Source organism: Neolewinella persica DSM 23188 (assembly GCF_000373105.1).
Lineage (GTDB): Bacteria > Bacteroidota > Bacteroidia > Chitinophagales > Saprospiraceae > Neolewinella > Neolewinella persica.
Genome location: NZ_KB890424.1, coordinates 95522 through 111772 on the forward strand (window position 1 = coordinate 95522; position 16251 = coordinate 111772).

Annotated in this window: 14 protein-coding genes; 12 read left to right on the forward strand and 2 right to left on the reverse strand. The window is 51.5% G+C overall.

The window, feature by feature from the left end; translation table 11 throughout:
* Positions 1 to 124: 124 nt before the first annotated feature.
* Positions 125 to 1222, reverse strand: a complete 1098-nt coding sequence (locus tag B036_RS0108815; RefSeq protein ID WP_020568338.1) for an acyltransferase family protein — start codon at positions 1220 to 1222, stop codon at positions 125 to 127.
* A gap of 137 nt (positions 1223 to 1359) precedes the next feature.
* Between B036_RS0108815 and B036_RS0108820 the strand changes: the two genes are divergently transcribed.
* The 12 genes from B036_RS0108820 to B036_RS0108875 all read left to right on the forward strand — a co-directional run bounded on the left by B036_RS0108820 (position 1360) and on the right by B036_RS0108875 (position 15408).
* Complete coding sequence (locus B036_RS0108820; protein WP_020568339.1) at positions 1360 to 2757, forward strand: MBOAT family O-acyltransferase; 1398 nt, start codon at positions 1360 to 1362, stop codon at positions 2755 to 2757.
* A 6-nt stretch (positions 2758 to 2763) separates the two neighbouring features.
* Complete coding sequence (locus B036_RS0108825) at positions 2764 to 3615, forward strand: hypothetical protein (RefSeq protein WP_020568340.1); 852 nt, start codon at positions 2764 to 2766, stop codon at positions 3613 to 3615.
* 80 nt (positions 3616 to 3695) lie between these two features.
* Positions 3696 to 4745, forward strand: coding sequence for a hypothetical protein (locus tag B036_RS0108830; protein WP_020568341.1), 1050 nt, complete (start codon positions 3696 to 3698; stop codon positions 4743 to 4745).
* A gap of 1 nt (position 4746) precedes the next feature.
* Positions 4747 to 5943 carry a glycosyltransferase family protein gene (locus tag B036_RS0108835; RefSeq protein ID WP_020568342.1) on the forward strand — a complete coding sequence of 399 codons (1197 nt, stop codon included), beginning with the start codon at positions 4747 to 4749 and terminating at the stop codon, positions 5941 to 5943.
* Between the two features lie 47 nt (positions 5944 to 5990).
* Positions 5991 to 7631, forward strand: a complete 1641-nt coding sequence (locus tag B036_RS0108840) for a cytidylyltransferase domain-containing protein (protein WP_020568343.1) — start codon at positions 5991 to 5993, stop codon at positions 7629 to 7631.
* Positions 7628 to 8686, forward strand: coding sequence for an N-acetylneuraminate synthase family protein (locus B036_RS0108845; protein WP_020568344.1), 1059 nt, complete (start codon positions 7628 to 7630; stop codon positions 8684 to 8686). Before B036_RS0108840 ends, B036_RS0108845 begins: the two co-directional genes overlap by 4 nt.
* Entirely contained in the window at positions 8683 to 9846 is a 1164-nt protein-coding gene (locus tag B036_RS0108850; RefSeq protein WP_020568345.1) for a polysaccharide pyruvyl transferase family protein, read from the forward strand. Before B036_RS0108845 ends, B036_RS0108850 begins: the two co-directional genes overlap by 4 nt.
* A gap of 21 nt (positions 9847 to 9867) precedes the next feature.
* Positions 9868 to 11082: a glycosyltransferase family 4 protein gene (locus B036_RS28630; RefSeq protein WP_020568346.1), complete on the forward strand. Its 1215-nt coding sequence runs from the start codon at positions 9868 to 9870 to the stop codon at positions 11080 to 11082.
* Positions 11083 to 11197: 115 nt separating this feature from the next.
* Entirely contained in the window at positions 11198 to 12484 is a 1287-nt protein-coding gene (locus B036_RS28635; protein ID WP_020568347.1) for a glycosyltransferase family 4 protein, read from the forward strand.
* Positions 12485 to 12536: 52 nt separating this feature from the next.
* Complete coding sequence (locus tag B036_RS0108865; protein ID WP_020568348.1) at positions 12537 to 13115, forward strand: acyltransferase; 579 nt, start codon at positions 12537 to 12539, stop codon at positions 13113 to 13115.
* A 45-nt stretch (positions 13116 to 13160) separates the two neighbouring features.
* A complete protein-coding gene (locus B036_RS0108870; protein ID WP_020568349.1) occupies positions 13161 to 14060 on the forward strand; it encodes a Gfo/Idh/MocA family protein in 900 nt (299 codons plus the stop codon).
* A 148-nt stretch (positions 14061 to 14208) separates the two neighbouring features.
* The gene (locus tag B036_RS0108875; RefSeq protein ID WP_020568350.1) at positions 14209 to 15408 is read left to right on the forward strand and encodes a glycosyltransferase family 4 protein; all 1200 of its coding nucleotides are present in this window, start codon (positions 14209 to 14211) and stop codon (positions 15406 to 15408) included.
* Here B036_RS0108875 and B036_RS0108880 read toward each other — a convergent pair.
* Positions 15405 to 16109 carry a class I SAM-dependent methyltransferase gene (locus B036_RS0108880; protein ID WP_020568351.1) on the reverse strand — a complete coding sequence of 235 codons (705 nt, stop codon included), beginning with the start codon at positions 16107 to 16109 and terminating at the stop codon, positions 15405 to 15407. The two genes, B036_RS0108875 and B036_RS0108880, sit on opposite strands and share 4 nt — an antisense overlap.
* Between the last annotated feature and the right edge of the window lie 142 nt (positions 16110 to 16251).

Here is a 16251-nt window from a genome sequence, read left to right on the forward strand (position 1 = left end):
CATTAAGGTCATTTAGGCATTAAGTTCTACGTTAAGGAAGGGAGGCTTGAGGGCAACCCTTAAGGTCATTTAGGCATTAAGTTCTACGTTAAGGAGGGGGCATCAGGTGGTAGCTTCTGCCTTCCTAAAACTGCCGGTACAAATATGCTTTCACCTTAGCCGTTAAGGTCGTCTCGACGTAAAGGCCGATGGGAGCTGCAATAAGGGTACTGATTACCATACCCAGCAAAACCAGCGTCCATGGAGAAAGGCTGTCGCCAAAGTGCATCCGCATCAGTTCCAGTACGCTGTAATGGGTCAGGTACAGGGTGTAAGAAAATGCGGCGTTGGTACGGGAGAACCATGCCAGTAACCTGGGCCAGGTAACGGTGGCAAAAAAGTGTACCATCAGCAGAATCACGGCCGTGGCGAGAAAGGCCAGAATGGGATCAAACTCCTTGCCGGTTTTCCAGAAACGGATGATGCCCAGCACCGTAAGCCAGCCAGCTAATAAAAGGGATTGCTTACGGGTAACGACCTTTAAATAGCCGGCTTCGATCACGAGATAGGCAAGGGAACCCATTAGCCAGGTTATCATCAGGCCATTGCCTTTGCCACCCCAGGTGTTGAACGAGGGGACAACAAGAAGCGGGATCAGGATGGCCCAGTCCGTCCAGCGTCGTTCAGCAGGGAGAAAAATGCGCAGGAGGCACCAACCGAAAAACATATAAATCCACCACTCAATGGCCAGCGTCCAGAGCGGCTGGCCGGAGCCAAATGAGGTTAAGGGCTGACCGATTAACTGGGGGACCCCCGGGATGTCTTGCAGCATGAGCAGGTTCCCCAGGAAGGTCGTCAGATTAAAGCTAGCCTCGTAGACGTAAGCGGTGGGGTAGAGCTGCCGGCTGATGGTGTCGAGTACAAGGACAATGAAAAGCGCAGGTAAAAGGGTGACATAAATGCGGGCGAAACGATCGATAAAGTAGGTTCGAAAACCATAATCTTCCCGTCGTCGTATCTTATTAGCCGTGGAGTAGGAAATTAAAAAGCCCGACAATACGAAAAAGATAAGTACGGCAAAATTCTGTACCACTAAAACTCCGGGGTCAGTATCTAAGCCAATGATACCAAAGAAGAAGAGGGCGTGGCCGAAAACGACGGCCTGGGCACTAAAACCCCGGATGAGGTCCAGCAGGATGGAGTTTCCGTCAGTAAGGCGGAAGACGGAACGTTGTTCGGGCATTCTCTATGGCTTAATTCAATCTGCCGGTATAGCCGGAAACGGGTGAAGGAAAACTAAATGAAAATTTCACATAAATGTTTAGACGTGTATTGTGAGTGTCCAGTGTGGATATAACCTGATAGCTTTGCAAACTAACCATGCTTTTTACTTCCGCCGCCTTTCTCATCTTATTGGTCGTCACTTTTGTGGCTTATTATCTGATCCCCAGTCAAAAGGGGCAGGTTGGCTTATTGATCTGCGCAAGTTTGGTGTTCTATGCATGGAATTTTCCCACCTTGCTTTTGTTGCTGATCGCTTCTATTCTGACGAACTGGGGTATTAGCTACGTTATAGTGTCCACCCTGGATTCCCCGCGCCGTAAATTATTTGCCACCCTGGGGGTCGCGCTCAACCTCTCTATCCTTGCCTTCTTCAAGTATTCGCCATTGATCGGGGAGACTTTCTTTCCGGATACTTCCGCCATCGGAGATTTTCTGCTCACCATCCCTCTTCCCATTGGCATCTCCTTTTTCACTTTCCAGGGAATCAGTCTGGTTGTGGATACCTACCGGGGTGAAGAATTACAACGGACCGAAGCCACCGATCGGCCGATGGGTTTGCTGGCGAATATCGCTTTTTACCTCGCCTTCTTTCCCCAGCTGATTGCCGGTCCCATTGTAAAGGCTCATGACTTCCTGCCACAGATCCGACGCAAATTCTTGCGCGACATCGATTGGGAGACGGCCTTCCGCTTCATGGTAACGGGGTATTTTCTGAAAATGGTCATTGCCGACAACCTTAAGGACTACACCTATTGGATGAGCTACCCCTGGTTCCAAAACCTTTCAGTCGCCGATCTGCTCGTTCTCCTGTTGGGTTATTCCGTTCAAATATTTGCCGACTTCGCGGGCTACTCCCTCATCGCTATTGGCATTGCCCGCCTGTTCGGCTACGTTTTAATGGACAACTTCGACTTTCCCTACATCGCTAAAAGCTTTTCAGAATTCTGGCGGCGTTGGCATATCTCTCTATCTACCTTCCTCAAGGAGTACCTCTATTTTGCGCTGGGCGGCAATCGGCACGGCGCACTCAAGACGTATCGTAACCTCCTGCTTACCATGGTGCTCGGCGGCCTGTGGCACGGGGCCGCATGGAGCTACGCCGTGTGGGGAGCCTACCACGGTATGGCGCTGGCTTTAGAGCGGCTGGCGCGCGACCATGGCTTCCGACCACTGACGAACATCTGGCTGCGCCGCTTGTGGGTGTTCGGAGTAGTAACCGTTGGGTGGCTGTTGTTCCGATTGCCGGAGTTCGGCCATGCTATATTGTACCTCCAGAAAATTTTTACGAACCAGCCCTTTGGTAATCTCGAACGCCTCGGCCTGGTCCTGGTATATTGTCTACCCGTCGTCTTTTACCACCTGGGGTATTTGTATCTCAACAAAGGAAAAACGGTGTACCGCTCCATTATTCAGCCGCTGGCCTATGGATTGATGATCTTCCTGATCTTCACCAATGCGGGTTCCTCCGGTGATTTCATCTACTTCCAATTCTAAAAGCATATGATCTTTCGGGCAATACTGGCGGCAGTGGCTTTGTTTTTGATCTGGATGGTGACCATTCGGTACCTGCCGGCCGATCTGGATACCAGCCAGACGTTGTGGGGGGAGAACTTAATCCATGCTCAAGACTACTTGTACACGGAAAAAGCAGCAACTGATCTCGCCATCGTGGGATCCTCTCTTTCGGAAAACCTGACGTTGGATCAAATCAATGGTCGGCAGGTACATAACCTGGGCTTTAGTGGCCAGGGGGTAAATGACGGGCTCAACGTTATCGTGGGAGCAGATAAGTTGCCTGGCTGCCTGTTGGTAGAAATGAACGTGATCATGCAGGAAGAAAACGAGCAATTTCGAAAGGTCGTTTTACAGCCAGCAACTAACCTCGCCCGGGAGTACTTACCGGTACTGCGGCAACGGTATCAGCCCGTAGGCGTGTTAAAAGGGATCGTTTCGGGCAAAAAAACTACTAAGGAGCTCAACGATTCTCTGCAGGACCGGCCGATCAACCAGTTGAGTCTGGACCTGAAAATCAAGGATTATTCACAGGGTGTTGACCGCGTCGAATTGAGGGAGGTGCTCGTCGCCTTGTCTGAGCGCATTCGTTGGTTGCAGGAGCACGGCGTACAAATTCTGTTTTATGAGTTGCCGGTGCACCCGAAATTATGTCAGGCACCTAAGGCGGTCGCCATTCGGGAGGGCTTCCGGTCCGTCTTCCCGCCCACTGAGTTTACTTACATCTTACAACCTCAGTGCGCGGACTATTCCACTACCGATGGGCATCACCTCGGAGAACGATCACTGGACCTTTATTCGGACTGGTTGAAGCAGGAGATCGCTCTCTTGCTTAAATAGGACAGGCCGCTACGAACTATTACCTTTGCCCCCTCATCCTAACCCCTTTTCTTTTTTCCTCGTTTTCTTTCCCCTCTTCCATGCCGTATACCCACGTATTCTCTACCCACGCTATTTTGCAGGAATACCTGACGGATGCCATCATCCGGCAAGAGGGGATAGATCCTGAGCGGGTACTCGTACTCAGGGTTCGGGGCAGTTTTCAGCCGGACGGAACGGCTGCTTATACCGTGTTGAATGGGGACAACTATCAAAGTCAGGGTGGCCGTAACATCCTTAAGCATCGTCGGTTTAACAAACGCCGGTACGCCAGCTTTAAAACGGATGTGCTCGATCAATTGGCCCCGGGCTTCCAGATGTACGCGCCGATGTATACCTACTGGTACCTGCAAGTGCTCGCCAGCAAAGCAGGAAGCTATCACGTGCTGGAAGATGGGTTTGGGAGTTACCAATCATTGGAAGAGTTACAACGATTTTTTGACCTCATCGTTCCCCAAAACTGGCAAGAACGATTCGCTCAAATGAGGCGACGAATGGTGTTGCTACCCGAACAAAAAGAAACTCCGGGACAAACCATTAAGATGTTGGAGGGGGTCGAGAGATGCTACGGCACCCTGGAGGGATGCTTTCCCTGGAAGCCGGTGCAGGAACGGGTGGTGGTTAAAGACGTTTTTCCTCCCAGCCATACCGGAGAGTATGAAGGTGCCTGGCTTATGGCGACTTCCTGCCTCGTGGAAACCGGGAACATTGATTTGGCCACCTATCTGGAAATTTTGCGGGAGACCCTGAAGCTTGTAGTTGGCCGAGGCATTAAAGTGTTGTACCTCAAGCTTCATCCTGCGCAATTCAGGCACCAGGAGAATGTCATTGCTTACCGTAAAGTGATGGCGGAGTTTTTGGGCCAAATTGATATTCGGGAAATGGCGCAAAATCTGTCACTCGAACGAATTGCCGCAGGCAATCGCATCCACTTCATTACCGGCATCAGTACGCTGGGCTTCCACGTAGCCTCCACCGGTTCGGAGGTGTACCGCTACCATGAAGTCATTGAGCGCCTTGCCCCCGGGGCTACCGATTATTTGGCGAAGACCGGCGTCGAGATTTTTCACCGCATCACCCGTCCGCTTTAGTATGGCTACGTTAATGATCACCCAACGGTTCCCACCACACGTGGGCGCTGCCGCCCGGCGACTGGGACACCTGGCTCAGGTGTTTGCCCGGGAGGGGGAGGTCTTCGTTATCCGCTCAGGAACCGACGGGGAAGATGATCCTGCAGTCACGGAAACGTTTAACCTGCCAACGCAGGATTTACGCCGCCTCTCCGCCGGGACGGGAAGTACACTGGACACCCGCAAGAAACAGCAGCCCATATTGCGGATATTGTTACGCCTCCGGCAGGCCTACCCATTTTTGTATTTGACCGATGATGGAGGCCCTGCCTACCGCCAGAAAGCTTTTGCATTGGCGGTCGAATTGGTTGAAAAAAACGAGGTGAAAACCATCTACTCTTCCTTCCGGCCCTGGACGGATCACCTGGTTGCCTGGCGGTTGAAAAAGAAATTCCCTGAACTGAACTGGATCGCTGATTTTCGGGACTTGCCGGTGGATCCCGTCCGCGCCGATGTATGGTTTCCCGCGCTCCAGCGGTGGTGGGGAAAACGAATCATTGCCGATGCGACGGAGGTGTGGACCGTGTCCGAAGGCCAAAAAGCTCAGCTGACTGGCTGGCATCCTAACCTGCGGGTGCGGTATAATTCCTTATTCGCCTTGCCGCCGGAACGGTCGGCGCCGGCTAGTGACCGGTTCACGATTACGTACACCGGGAGCCTTTATCCAGGCCTGCAGAACATGGACGTAATGGTACGGGCGCTGAGGGAATTGATCACAGAGGGCCGGATTTCGCCCTACAAAGTTTGCTTGCAATACCGCGGTAAGGATGCTGAAATATTCAGGTCCTGGACGGCTGGCTTACCCGCGCATTGCCTGGATGTGGAAACTTCCATTGCACCTGCGACCGCGCAAAAAATGCAGCATGCCGCTACAATTTTGCTGCTGTTGAATTGGTCAGCCCCAGGATATTATGGTGTGCTGACCGCAAAATTATGGGATTATCTTGCAACCGGACGGCCCATTTTGGCTTTGGTTAATGGGCCCGGTGATCAGGAATTGAACGACATTATTCTGGGCGCGGACGCAGGTGCCGTGTTCAAAACAGCGGAGCAAGGAGAGGTAAAAGCATGGCTCCTTGCCCGGTTCCAGCATTGGAAAACTGAATGTACCCTGCCTTGGGAGACCAATCGTGAAACCCTAAAGCGCTATTTGACGTAGTTAAGCGAACGGATCGACCAAAATACCAATAGACCAAAATTCCAACCTTGTCAACGAATATTCTCATCGTCATTCCGGCCCGTGGAGGCTCAAAGGGCATCCCCCGCAAAAACCTGCGTGCACTAAACGGTCGTCCACTTTTGTATTACAGCATCCGGACGACAACGGCCAGCAGGCACCAGCCCGACGTAGTGGTTAGTTCCGAAGATGAGGAGATCAGAATGGTTGCCCGGAAACTGGGGGCCGGGGTCATTAAACGGGATCCTTCCCTTAGTCAGGACGATACGACCCTGGATGGGGTGATCCATGATGCCATGCGCCAGGCGGAAGCTGCCAACGGTAAAACTTACGACCTGGTCATCACCGCCCAGGCCACCTCCCCTTTGCTGGAGACCCGTACGCTGGACGAGGCCATCGACCAGATGCTGGCTGACCCGAGTATCGATACCATGATCAGTGCCGTTGACGACCGTCACCTGAGCTGGGAAGAGGAGGGCGGGAAACTGGTGCCTGCTTATTCTGCCCGGCTCAACCGGCAGTACCTGCCCGTCCGTTACCGGGAAACCGGTGGTTTTTTCATTGCCCGTCGGCGGGTGGTTACCCCTACTTCACGGTTTGGTGCTTCGGTCAGGGTATGCCCCGTTTCTGACCGGGAAAGTATTGACATTGACACCTATGCTGATTGGGCTTTGTGCGAGTACTACCTGACCCGTAAACGGGTACTGATGGTCACGACTGGCTACCCCGAGATTGGCCTGGGCCATGTTTACAATTTACTGGCCATCGCCGGAGGTATGGTTGGCCATGAACTCATCTTTCTGGTTGACGATAAAAGCCGGCTGGCCTTTGATACGATTGCCGCTTACAACTATCTGGTCAGCATGACCGAGCCCGGAGGCTTAGCGGCCGCCATTAAAGCCTGTAAGCCAGACACGGTCATTAACGACCGTTTGGATACGACCAAAGCCTACATGGACGAGTTGAAGGCAACCGGCGCGACCTTGATCAACTTCGAGGATTTGGGGCCGGGCGCAGCCGTCGCCGACCTGGTTATTAACGCCATGTATCCTGAACGGGCGGTGATTCCCAATCATTTTTTCGGACATCGCTACTTTTGCCTACGGTCTGAGTTCTTGCTCACCCGGGAGACGGTAGTCATTAAGCCGACGGTCAGGCAAGTCTTGCTTACCTTCGGCGGCGTAGATCCCAACAATTACACCCGCCGGGTGCTCAGCCTGATCGTGCCGGAATGCCGGCAGCGGGGGATTAGCGTCCGGGTAATTCTGGGCCGGGGTTACCGGGAGCAGGCCAGTCTGGAGGCGTTTTCGGCCGACGTGGAGATCCTGAGCGATGTGGTAAATATGTCGGAGCTGATGCTCGACGCTGACCTGGCCTTCACCTCTGCGGGAAGAACAACTTTCGAGACGGCGAGCCTTGGCTTGCCGTCCGTTGTCATCTGCCAGAACCAACGGGAAATGACGCACTTTTTTGCGGGAGCCAATTATGGCTTCCGAAACCTTGGCCTGGGCACGGAGATTGGAGATGATACCATACGCAACGCCTTTTTGGAGTTGATTGACGACGAAGGGCAGCGGGGGTACATGTCGGAGTTAATGCTGGCCCAGCAGATTAAATCAGGGCGAGACAACGTATTACAACTAATAAAGCAAACCATCGACCAGGCATGAGCTTAGCTGATTATATAAAGCATTTCGACCCCCATGCAGCGGTCGTCCACCGTCCATTTGTTATTGCCGAAGCCGGGGTGAATCATGAAGGTTCGCTGGAATTAGCCAAGCGGCTGATCGACGAGGCCGCCGAAGGCGGCGCGCAGGCCATCAAGTTTCAATCCTACAAAGCAGACAAAATTGCTGCCCGTGAGAGCCCGGCCTACTGGGACCTGAGCAAGGAGCCGACCACCAGCCAACACGAACTTTTTAAGAAGTACGATAAGTTCTGGAAAAAAGAATTTGAAGCCCTTAAAATGTATTGCGATCAGGTCGGGATCGAATTCCTTTCTACCCCTTTTGACGTGGAGAGCGCAACTTTCCTTAATGAGCTGATGGACGTGTATAAGATCAGTTCTTCGGACCTGACGAATCACCCATTTATCGAATTTATGTGCGATTTCGGCAAGCCGATACTGCTTTCCACCGGAGCGGCAAACCTCGATGAAATATTTGCTGCGGTCAACCTCATCAAGGCAAAAGGAAATCCGCTTTGCCTCCTCCACTGTATCCTCAACTATCCGACCCCCGACCAGAACGCTAACCTGGGGATGATCCTGGATCTCCGTCGCCGGTTCCCCGACGTAGTACCCGGTTACAGCGACCATACCTTGCCAGGAGACATGGGGGTGCTTGAAACAGCGCTACTGTTGGGGGCTCCGGTTCTGGAAAAACATTTTACCCACGATAAAAGCCTGCCCGGAAATGACCATTACCATGCCATGGACCGGGAAGACCTGAAGCATTTCTTTCAGCGGGTGGACACGCTATTTGGCCGACTGGGAGGATTTAACAAGCAGGCGCTGGCCGACGAGGCTCCCGCTCGCCGAAACGCCCGCCGCAGCCTGGTGCTGAAGCGAGATGTCGCTAAAGGAGTTGCCTTGACTTATGACGACCTTACCTGGAAGCGGCCTGCTTTCGGTATCTCCCCACAATTTATCGATGAAGTAATTGGTAAAACGGCGCTGGACAACCTGGCCACTGATGCCATTTTACACTGGAACCAGTTATCATGAGCAAACCCTACTACGTAACCCTTACGGGATCCCGGAATAATGCCGGAGATTTTCTCATCCGACATCGTGCGCATGCCCTGCTCCGGCACCTGCGGCCGGACCGCAACATTGTGGACATGAATTCCTGGGAGGCTTTCTCCGACGAACAACTGGAGATCGTCAACGGAGCGGTTGCCCTCATTTTATTAGGTGGCCCGGCGCTGCGCCAGGACATGTACCCCAAGGTTTACCCCCTGGTGGCTGACCTTGACCGCATTAAAGTCCCCATCACCATTATGGGCGCCGGCTGGCACGCTTCGCCCGGTACGTGGGAAGACAGCCGGGAATACACCTTTACGCCAGCTACCCTGAGACTGCTTCAGCGGATAGATGCCGGGACCACTGCTCTGAGTGTGCGTGATTACCGGAGCCTGAACGCCCTGGCGGTGGCGGGGATCTCCAACGGCGTGATGACTGGCTGCCCGGCCCTGTACATTCCCGAAAACATAGGCTCCCCTTTTGTCGGGTTTCCCAAGGCGGGTGTTAAAAATCTGGTTGTTTCCCCGGGGGTGACCTTTATTCGCAGTGCAGCGCTGGAGCAGCAATTGAAAAACCTGATCGCGGAACTTCAGTCTGGATTCCCTGACGCGAACCTGACCGTTGCCTTTCACCATTCCATACAGCCAGACGTGCTGAAGAAGGCCTACGATAATGATCAGACGGCTGCTGCCAACCGGCAACTGGCCCTGGTGGAATGGCTCAATGAGCAAGGCGTTGATTATATTGACGTTAGCGGTGGCGTAGAGAAACTGATTCAATTGTACGATGCGGCAGACTTTCACGTCGGCTACCGTGTTCATGCCCATATTTTCATGTGCAGCCAGCGTAAGCCCAGCGTGCTACTGACCGAAGATGGCCGTGGCCGGGGGCTTAAAGACGTACTCGGCGGGGTGATTTTCGATTCCTGGAAAAAGCGGGAATATTCGGTTAAAGACAGAATTCGACAAAGGGTAACCCGACAAAGGCCGGAACGCTACGTTGCTTTCTCCGGAATAGCCGCTGATGTGAAGCGAATAGTTAGCTATGAAGCGGAATTTCGTTACCCCCGGTTTTCCCAGCCAAAACAAAGAATAGACTTGCATTATGCCATGATGAAGGGGTACATAATGGGGCTGCCGTAGACTTAGGTGAACCTCAGTAAAATGGGGTACTTTTGCGTTCCTGATTCCTGGAGAACCAGTCTTTGTTTCGTTATTAATAATTCTGCTGCTGTTATCAAAAGCAAAGCAACCCTGGCCCTGGTCGCTAATTCCGCCTGGAATCTTTACAACTTCCGGCGAGGCCTCATCGATGCTTTACAGGCAGAAGGTTATCGGGTGCTGCTTGTCGCGCCAGACGGTCCGGAGCGAAAGAAGCTGGAAGCGACCGGGGCGAAATTTGTCCCACTGGCAAACCTCCGGCGTAAGGGATTAAATCCCTTGCGTGATTTGAAACTAGTAATGGAGTTGTACCGCATCTATCGGCAGGAAGAGGTTAAGGGAGCCCTGCACTTTACCATTAAGCCAACGATCTATGGCTCATTTGCCGCCCGGAGGGCGGGCATCCGCAACGTATGTACCTTAACTGGATTGGGATATACCTTTCTGTCTGGCAGGAAAACCAACAGACTGGTGCGGATGCTGTACCGGCAGGCATTGGGAAGTGCCGATGCCGTCTTCTTTCATAATCCGGATGACCTGTCGTTGTTCCTAGAGGATGGCCTGACCCCAAAAGACAAATCCTTTGTAGTGGCCGGATCGGGTCTCCAACTTTCGGAATACCCATATACAACTTACGAGAATGCAATTCCCGGAAGGTGTCTTTTTGTTGGTCGTTTGCTGACGGATAAAGGTATTCGGGAGTTCGTCGCGGCAGCACGACTGGCTAAAATTCGTAACCCTAATCTGACGTTTCACATTCTCGGACCATTTGACCCCGGCAATCCCGCAGGGATTTCTGCCGATGAACTGGAGACCTGGACCCGGGAGGGCGTAGTAGAATATGATGGTGTAGCCACAGATATTCGTCCTCACCTGACGCGCTCATCGGTGGTGGTCCTGCCGTCTTATCGGGAAGGGTGCCCCCGGGTACTGTTGGAAGCTGCCGCCATGGGGCGTGCCATGATTGGAACTGATGTGGCAGGCGTGCGGGAGGTGGTGCTGGATGGCGAAAACGGTTGGTTAGTTCCGACAAAGAATGTGGAGAAGCTGGCAGATGCCATGCTGGACGCAGGTGCACCGGGAAGCCCATTGGTGGCAATGGGCCTGGCAGGGCGTAAGCATGTTGAACACCATTTTTCGGTAGAAAGCGTTGCTGAAAAATACCTGGAGGCTGTTTCTGCTTGCTTGCTGGTCGAAGACCTTTCCGGCGGCGAGTAGACACGTCGCGCTCCGCGAGCCTGAACTGCTCTGTTGGTGGAGGTAACATTACCGGATCATGGTGCTGTAATTGATACCTTTGCCGTAAGAAGGCCCCAAAAGGGATGATTTCAATATGGAAGGTGCTAAAAAAGTATTACTGGTTCCTTATTACTGGCCACCGAGCGGTGGGGCCGGGGTGCAACGTTGGTTAAAGCTCTCCCATTATTTAGCAGAGCTGGGCGTTGAGGTGCACGTTTTAACGGTGGATCCGGCGTATGCCAGTTATATGCAGACGGATGAAAGCCTGTTGGAAGATGTTGATCCTCGGGTGACCGTCCACCATACGAAGTCCTTCGAGCCGATCAATTACTATGGCAAACTTGTCGGGAAATCGAAAATACCTACGAATGGTTTTTCCAACGTGGATGAAAGCAACTGGAAACAACAGTTGGTCATAACGCTGCGCAGTCATCTCTTTATCCCTGATCCCCGGCGTGGCTGGAAACCCTTTGCCGTCAGGGCCGCAAAAAAGATCATCAAACTACACGGAATCGAAACCGTGATAACTACCTCAACGCCCCAGTCTGTACACCTGATCGGCCTGGCCCTGCAGCGTAGTTTAGGCATCCGTTGGATCGCGGATTTCAGGGACCCCTGGACCGACATATATTTCTACAACTTGCTGCGACACAGCCGCCTCTCGGCGGCAATTGATAAGCGGATTGAGCTTAAGGTCTTACGCAAGGCAGATCAACTGATCACCGCCTGGCAGGGTATTAAAACACTGTTTCTCCAACACGTGCCGGAACGCAACCCCAATGATATCCTGGTCATCCCTAATGGGTACGACGATCGGGACTTTGCCGGCCCAATTGGTATTCCTCCCTTTACGGCGTTTACCATTGCTTACACGGGGTCAATATCTGACCAGTACGAGCCCGAACCCTTCCTGGAGGCCCTGGCCAATGCCATTCAACGACGTAAGGAAATTAAGGTCCAATTACTGCTGGTAGGACATGCCTCCGAAGGTATTCGGGCAACGATAGCCGAAAAGGGAATACCCTTATTAGATATTGGTCCGGTGCCTCACGCCGAGGTCAATGATTACCAGCGACGGGCCGATGCACTGCTTCTTGTTGCCCCGAAGATGAAAGGAGGTAAGGGCATTTTGCCTGGAAAGCTTTTCGAGTATATGGCAGCACAGCGGCCAATTTTATCGTTGGGTATGCCCGGCGCTGATGTTCAGGGCATTTTGGAGAAAACGGGGACCGGGCGTCATTTTGATGGAGGAGAAGTGGCGCAAATGACCAACTACCTGATTCAACTCATTGACGGCGAACACCGTTGTAGTTTCAACGAAGCAGAAATTGCTGCATACAGTCGTCAACGACAGGCTGAACAGGTAATGGCGTTGATTTGATCCAAAAATTCGTTTTTCTCTGTTGCCATTGGCGCAAAACCACTCTAAGGAAATGACTGATACTTATTTCGTCCATCCCACGGCCATTATCGATGACGGTTGTCGTATTGGTGCCGGCACCAAGATTTGGCATTTTAGTCACCTGATGTCTGGCTGTGAGTTAGGAGGGAGTTGTAATGTCGGTCAGAATGTAGTCGTTTCTCCGGGGGTGAAGTTGGGCAAAAACGTAAAGGTTCAAAATAACGTCTCGATTTATACCGGGGTGATTTGTGCGGACGATGTTTTTCTGGGCCCCTCCTGTGTTTTTACCAACGTGATTAATCCGCGCAGCGCAATCAATCGCCAGGGAGAATACCAACAAACCCTCGTGGGGCAGGGGGCCAGTATTGGGGCGAATGCCACCATAATTTGTGGAAATGCCATTGGCGCGTATGCTATGATTGGCGCCGGAGCCGTGGTTACTAAAACTGTCCCTCCCTATGCGCTGCTGGTAGGTAACCCCGCCCGACAAATTGGCTGGGTCGGCGAATACGGACATCGGATAAAATTCGACGAAAAGGGGTGGGCGACCTGCCCGGAAAGCGGTCAGAAATACCAGTTGGAGGAAAATAAGGTACATCGGGTGAGTTGAACGAGTTCCCAAACAAAGACTTAGCTTTGCCTCCAATCTTGCACCATGAAAAACTTTGTACTCATCGGAGCTGCCGGCTACATTGCTCCCCGGCATATGAAGGCAATCAAGGATACAGGGAACAACCTCCTTGCGGCCTATGATCCCTGTGATTCCGTCGGTGTAATCGACAGTTATTTTCCTGAAGCTGACTTTTTTACGGAGTTTGAACGCTTTGACCGCCACCTGGAGAAGTTGAAACGTAAGCAGGTCAAAATCGACTACGTAAGCATTTGTTCCCCCAACTACTTACACGATGCACACATCAGGTTTGGCCTTCGCCTTGGCGCTGACGTGATTTGTGAAAAGCCCATCGTCCTGAATCCATGGAATCTGGAAGCGCTGGTGGACCTGGAAAAAGAATACCCCGGTAACATTTATAACATCCTGCAGCTTCGATTACATGAAAGCGTTGTGGCCCTGAAAAAACGAATCGATGACGGTCCGGCGGATACACTTTACGATGTTGATTTACAGTACGTCACCGCACGTGGTAAGTGGTATGATTACAGCTGGAAAGGAGATGTGTCAAAATCGGGCGGCATTGCCACTAACATCGGAGTACACTTTTTCGATATGCTGATGTGGATATTCGGTGAAGTAAAAGCAGTGGAAGTGTTTGAGCATGGCAAAAGCATTGCTCGAGGTCGCCTGAAATTGGCCAGGGCCAACGTCAATTGGGTGCTAAGTGTAGACTACGATAATCTCCCCGAAAGTGTTAAGGCTACCGGCGAACGAACTTATCGCTCGCTTAAGATTGGACGAGAAGCGTTTGAATTCAGCGGAGGTTTCACGGAGTTGCATACCCGTAGCTATCAGGACATCCTGAATGGCGGAGGCTTTCGGGCCGAAGCAGCTATGCCGGCTATTGAGTTGGTGCATGCTGTGCGAAATAGTGGTGGCTGATGGGGTGGGCGCGGGCGCGGGTGCAATTTTTGTTGGAGGGCAAGTGAAGCCAGCAGCGTAGTTTTTCAAGCTTAGCCTGGGCCAATGCCATTAAAGAATTACGCAACAACTACGCTTACTAAGCGTACTAATTTAATAACTACGAGGTATGAGAATTGGCATGATTTTGGACGAGAAATTTCCCCCGGATCCCAGAGTGGAGAACGAGGCCATGTCCTTAATTGCTGCAGGCCATGAGGTACACCTCTACTGTCTGAAGTTTGGGAGTGATTCACGCGAGAAAGTTATCCATAATGGTATTCATTTACACCGCTACGGGGTGCCGAAATGGCTTAGAAGCATCTCTGCATTGGCTTACACCATTCCCCTCTACCATCTCATGTTGAAGCCTTCAGTAAAAGATTTTATTGAAACAAGTGGAGTCGAGGTTTTACACATTCAGGATATGCGAAGTGCCCGGACGGTATTTTGGTGCAATGCCAGCGCAAAGCTTCCGGTTGTACTTGATTTGCACGAGAACCGTCCGGAAATCATGAAATTCTACGCCCACGTCAAGTCTTTTCTGGGCAGGTTACTCATCTACCCTTCCTGGTGGAAAAAGCGGGAGTACGAGTATATTCGAAAGGCAGATCGGGTCATCGTAATCACTGATGCAGCTAAAGACTATTACGTGGAGGAAGTTGGTAAACCGGCCAATGAAATCGTCGTTGTCCCCAACTCTGTGCGCAGAAATTTTTACGAAAAATACCAACTTGATCAAGAGATCATTGAACGTTACAAGGATTACTTCACGATCCTGTACTTAGGGGACACGGGGCTTCGCCGCGGGCTTAAGACCGCCATTGCCGGTATGCCAGATATCCTGGAGAAAATCCCTAGTGCGAAGCTCGTTATCGTAGGGTCTAGTAAGGATGATGATACTTTAAAGGCCTATTCTAAAGAAATGGGCGTGGAAAAAAATGTGGATCATCTTGGCTGGCAAAAATTTCCCTTATTTCCCTCGTTCATCCTCGCAAGTGACATCGGCATCTGCCCCCTGCATCGAAACCTCCATCACGATACGACGTTTGCCAATAAGATCTTCCAATCTATGGCTTTTGGTAAACCGATCGTAGTCAGCGACGCGACCGCTCAGGCGCGTCTGGTAAAGAAGTATGATTCCGGAGAGGTCTTTACCGAGCGTCAGGTAGATCAGTACGTCGCTGCGGTGGTGAAGTTATACCAAAATAAAGAGCATTACCACCGCCTTTCTGGGAATGCCAAGCGGGCAATTGAAGAAGAGCTACACTGGGAAGTCTACTCCAGGGAAATATTGAAAATGTACGCGGGACCTTTGACCAATCACTAGTTTGGCTTACTGTTGAAGCCCGCCCCCTTTTTGATGAAACCTAGATAAGCATTGTAGAAAAACGGCTTCGCATCTACATATGCTGACCAATCTTTCGTGAGCTGACGTTCCGCCTTGCGAGTTGTATCATCAATGAAAATGGTATAGCTTTCTGCCATGCGATCCCTGAAAAAGTGGAAGACACGGGAACGATCAGCGGTGCGTTTTTCCCGCTTTATGGCTGGCCCGTCAATGATCAGTAGATCAGGTTTGAAATCTGCTAATACTTCGTTCAAGACAGTTTCATCGTACCAAAAGCCTCCCGGCCCATTGGCTCGGGGAACATGAGTTACGCTGGCATAACCTTGGTTGTCGTTCGAAGAAATAACGTTAGATACGTGACTGGCCCATTCGGCATTCTCTTCAATGGATAGCAAGCGACGATCAACCTTGTCGTCAGATATTTGGGAAAGACACTGCGCAATTATCTGTGTGGAAGTACCAGCCCCTAATTCTAGTATCCTGGAGCGTTTATTGATAATAATCTCGTTAACTATCCAGTTGATAGTTGAAGGCTGAAGAGATACAATAGTAGAAGGTATTGGAACCGGGATATTACGGGTGATCCACTGCAATTCCTGAGAAGATCTGATCTCTGATTTGGCCTCCTGCAAGAGCCACTTTCTATAGGCTCTCGCTTTCGCCTTTATAAAAGTCCGCATTTTGTTACAAATTTACAGCGACGAAGGTAGCTTTACTTTTGGGTTTAAACAGTTGAATATTGGGAGTCATTCAAAGACAGGGCTTTAAACGAACCATAGTAACCTATTCCGCTACACTGCTGGGTGCAATAGGTACTTTGTT

Excerpts from the sequence above, each read along its gene's own strand:
- B036_RS0108815 (WP_020568338.1), bottom strand. The coding sequence starts at position 1,222 with ATGCCCGAACAACGTTCCGTCTTCCGCCTTACTGACGGAAACTCCATC.
- B036_RS0108820 (WP_020568339.1), top strand. The coding sequence starts at position 1,360 with ATGCTTTTTACTTCCGCCGCCTTTCTCATCTTATTGGTCGTCACTTTT.
- B036_RS0108825 (WP_020568340.1), top strand. The coding sequence starts at position 2,764 with ATGATCTTTCGGGCAATACTGGCGGCAGTGGCTTTGTTTTTGATCTGG.
- B036_RS0108830 (WP_020568341.1), top strand. The coding sequence starts at position 3,696 with ATGCCGTATACCCACGTATTCTCTACCCACGCTATTTTGCAGGAATAC.
- B036_RS0108835 (WP_020568342.1), top strand. The coding sequence starts at position 4,747 with ATGGCTACGTTAATGATCACCCAACGGTTCCCACCACACGTGGGCGCT.
- B036_RS0108845 (WP_020568344.1), top strand. The coding sequence starts at position 7,628 with ATGAGCTTAGCTGATTATATAAAGCATTTCGACCCCCATGCAGCGGTC.
- B036_RS0108850 (WP_020568345.1), top strand. The coding sequence starts at position 8,683 with ATGAGCAAACCCTACTACGTAACCCTTACGGGATCCCGGAATAATGCC.
- B036_RS28630 (WP_020568346.1), top strand. The coding sequence starts at position 9,868 with ATGGGGTACTTTTGCGTTCCTGATTCCTGGAGAACCAGTCTTTGTTTC.
- B036_RS28635 (WP_020568347.1), top strand. The coding sequence starts at position 11,198 with ATGGAAGGTGCTAAAAAAGTATTACTGGTTCCTTATTACTGGCCACCG.
- B036_RS0108865 (WP_020568348.1), top strand. The coding sequence starts at position 12,537 with ATGACTGATACTTATTTCGTCCATCCCACGGCCATTATCGATGACGGT.
- B036_RS0108870 (WP_020568349.1), top strand. The coding sequence starts at position 13,161 with ATGAAAAACTTTGTACTCATCGGAGCTGCCGGCTACATTGCTCCCCGG.
- B036_RS0108875 (WP_020568350.1), top strand. The coding sequence starts at position 14,209 with ATGAGAATTGGCATGATTTTGGACGAGAAATTTCCCCCGGATCCCAGA.
- B036_RS0108880 (WP_020568351.1), bottom strand. The coding sequence starts at position 16,109 with ATGCGGACTTTTATAAAGGCGAAAGCGAGAGCCTATAGAAAGTGGCTC.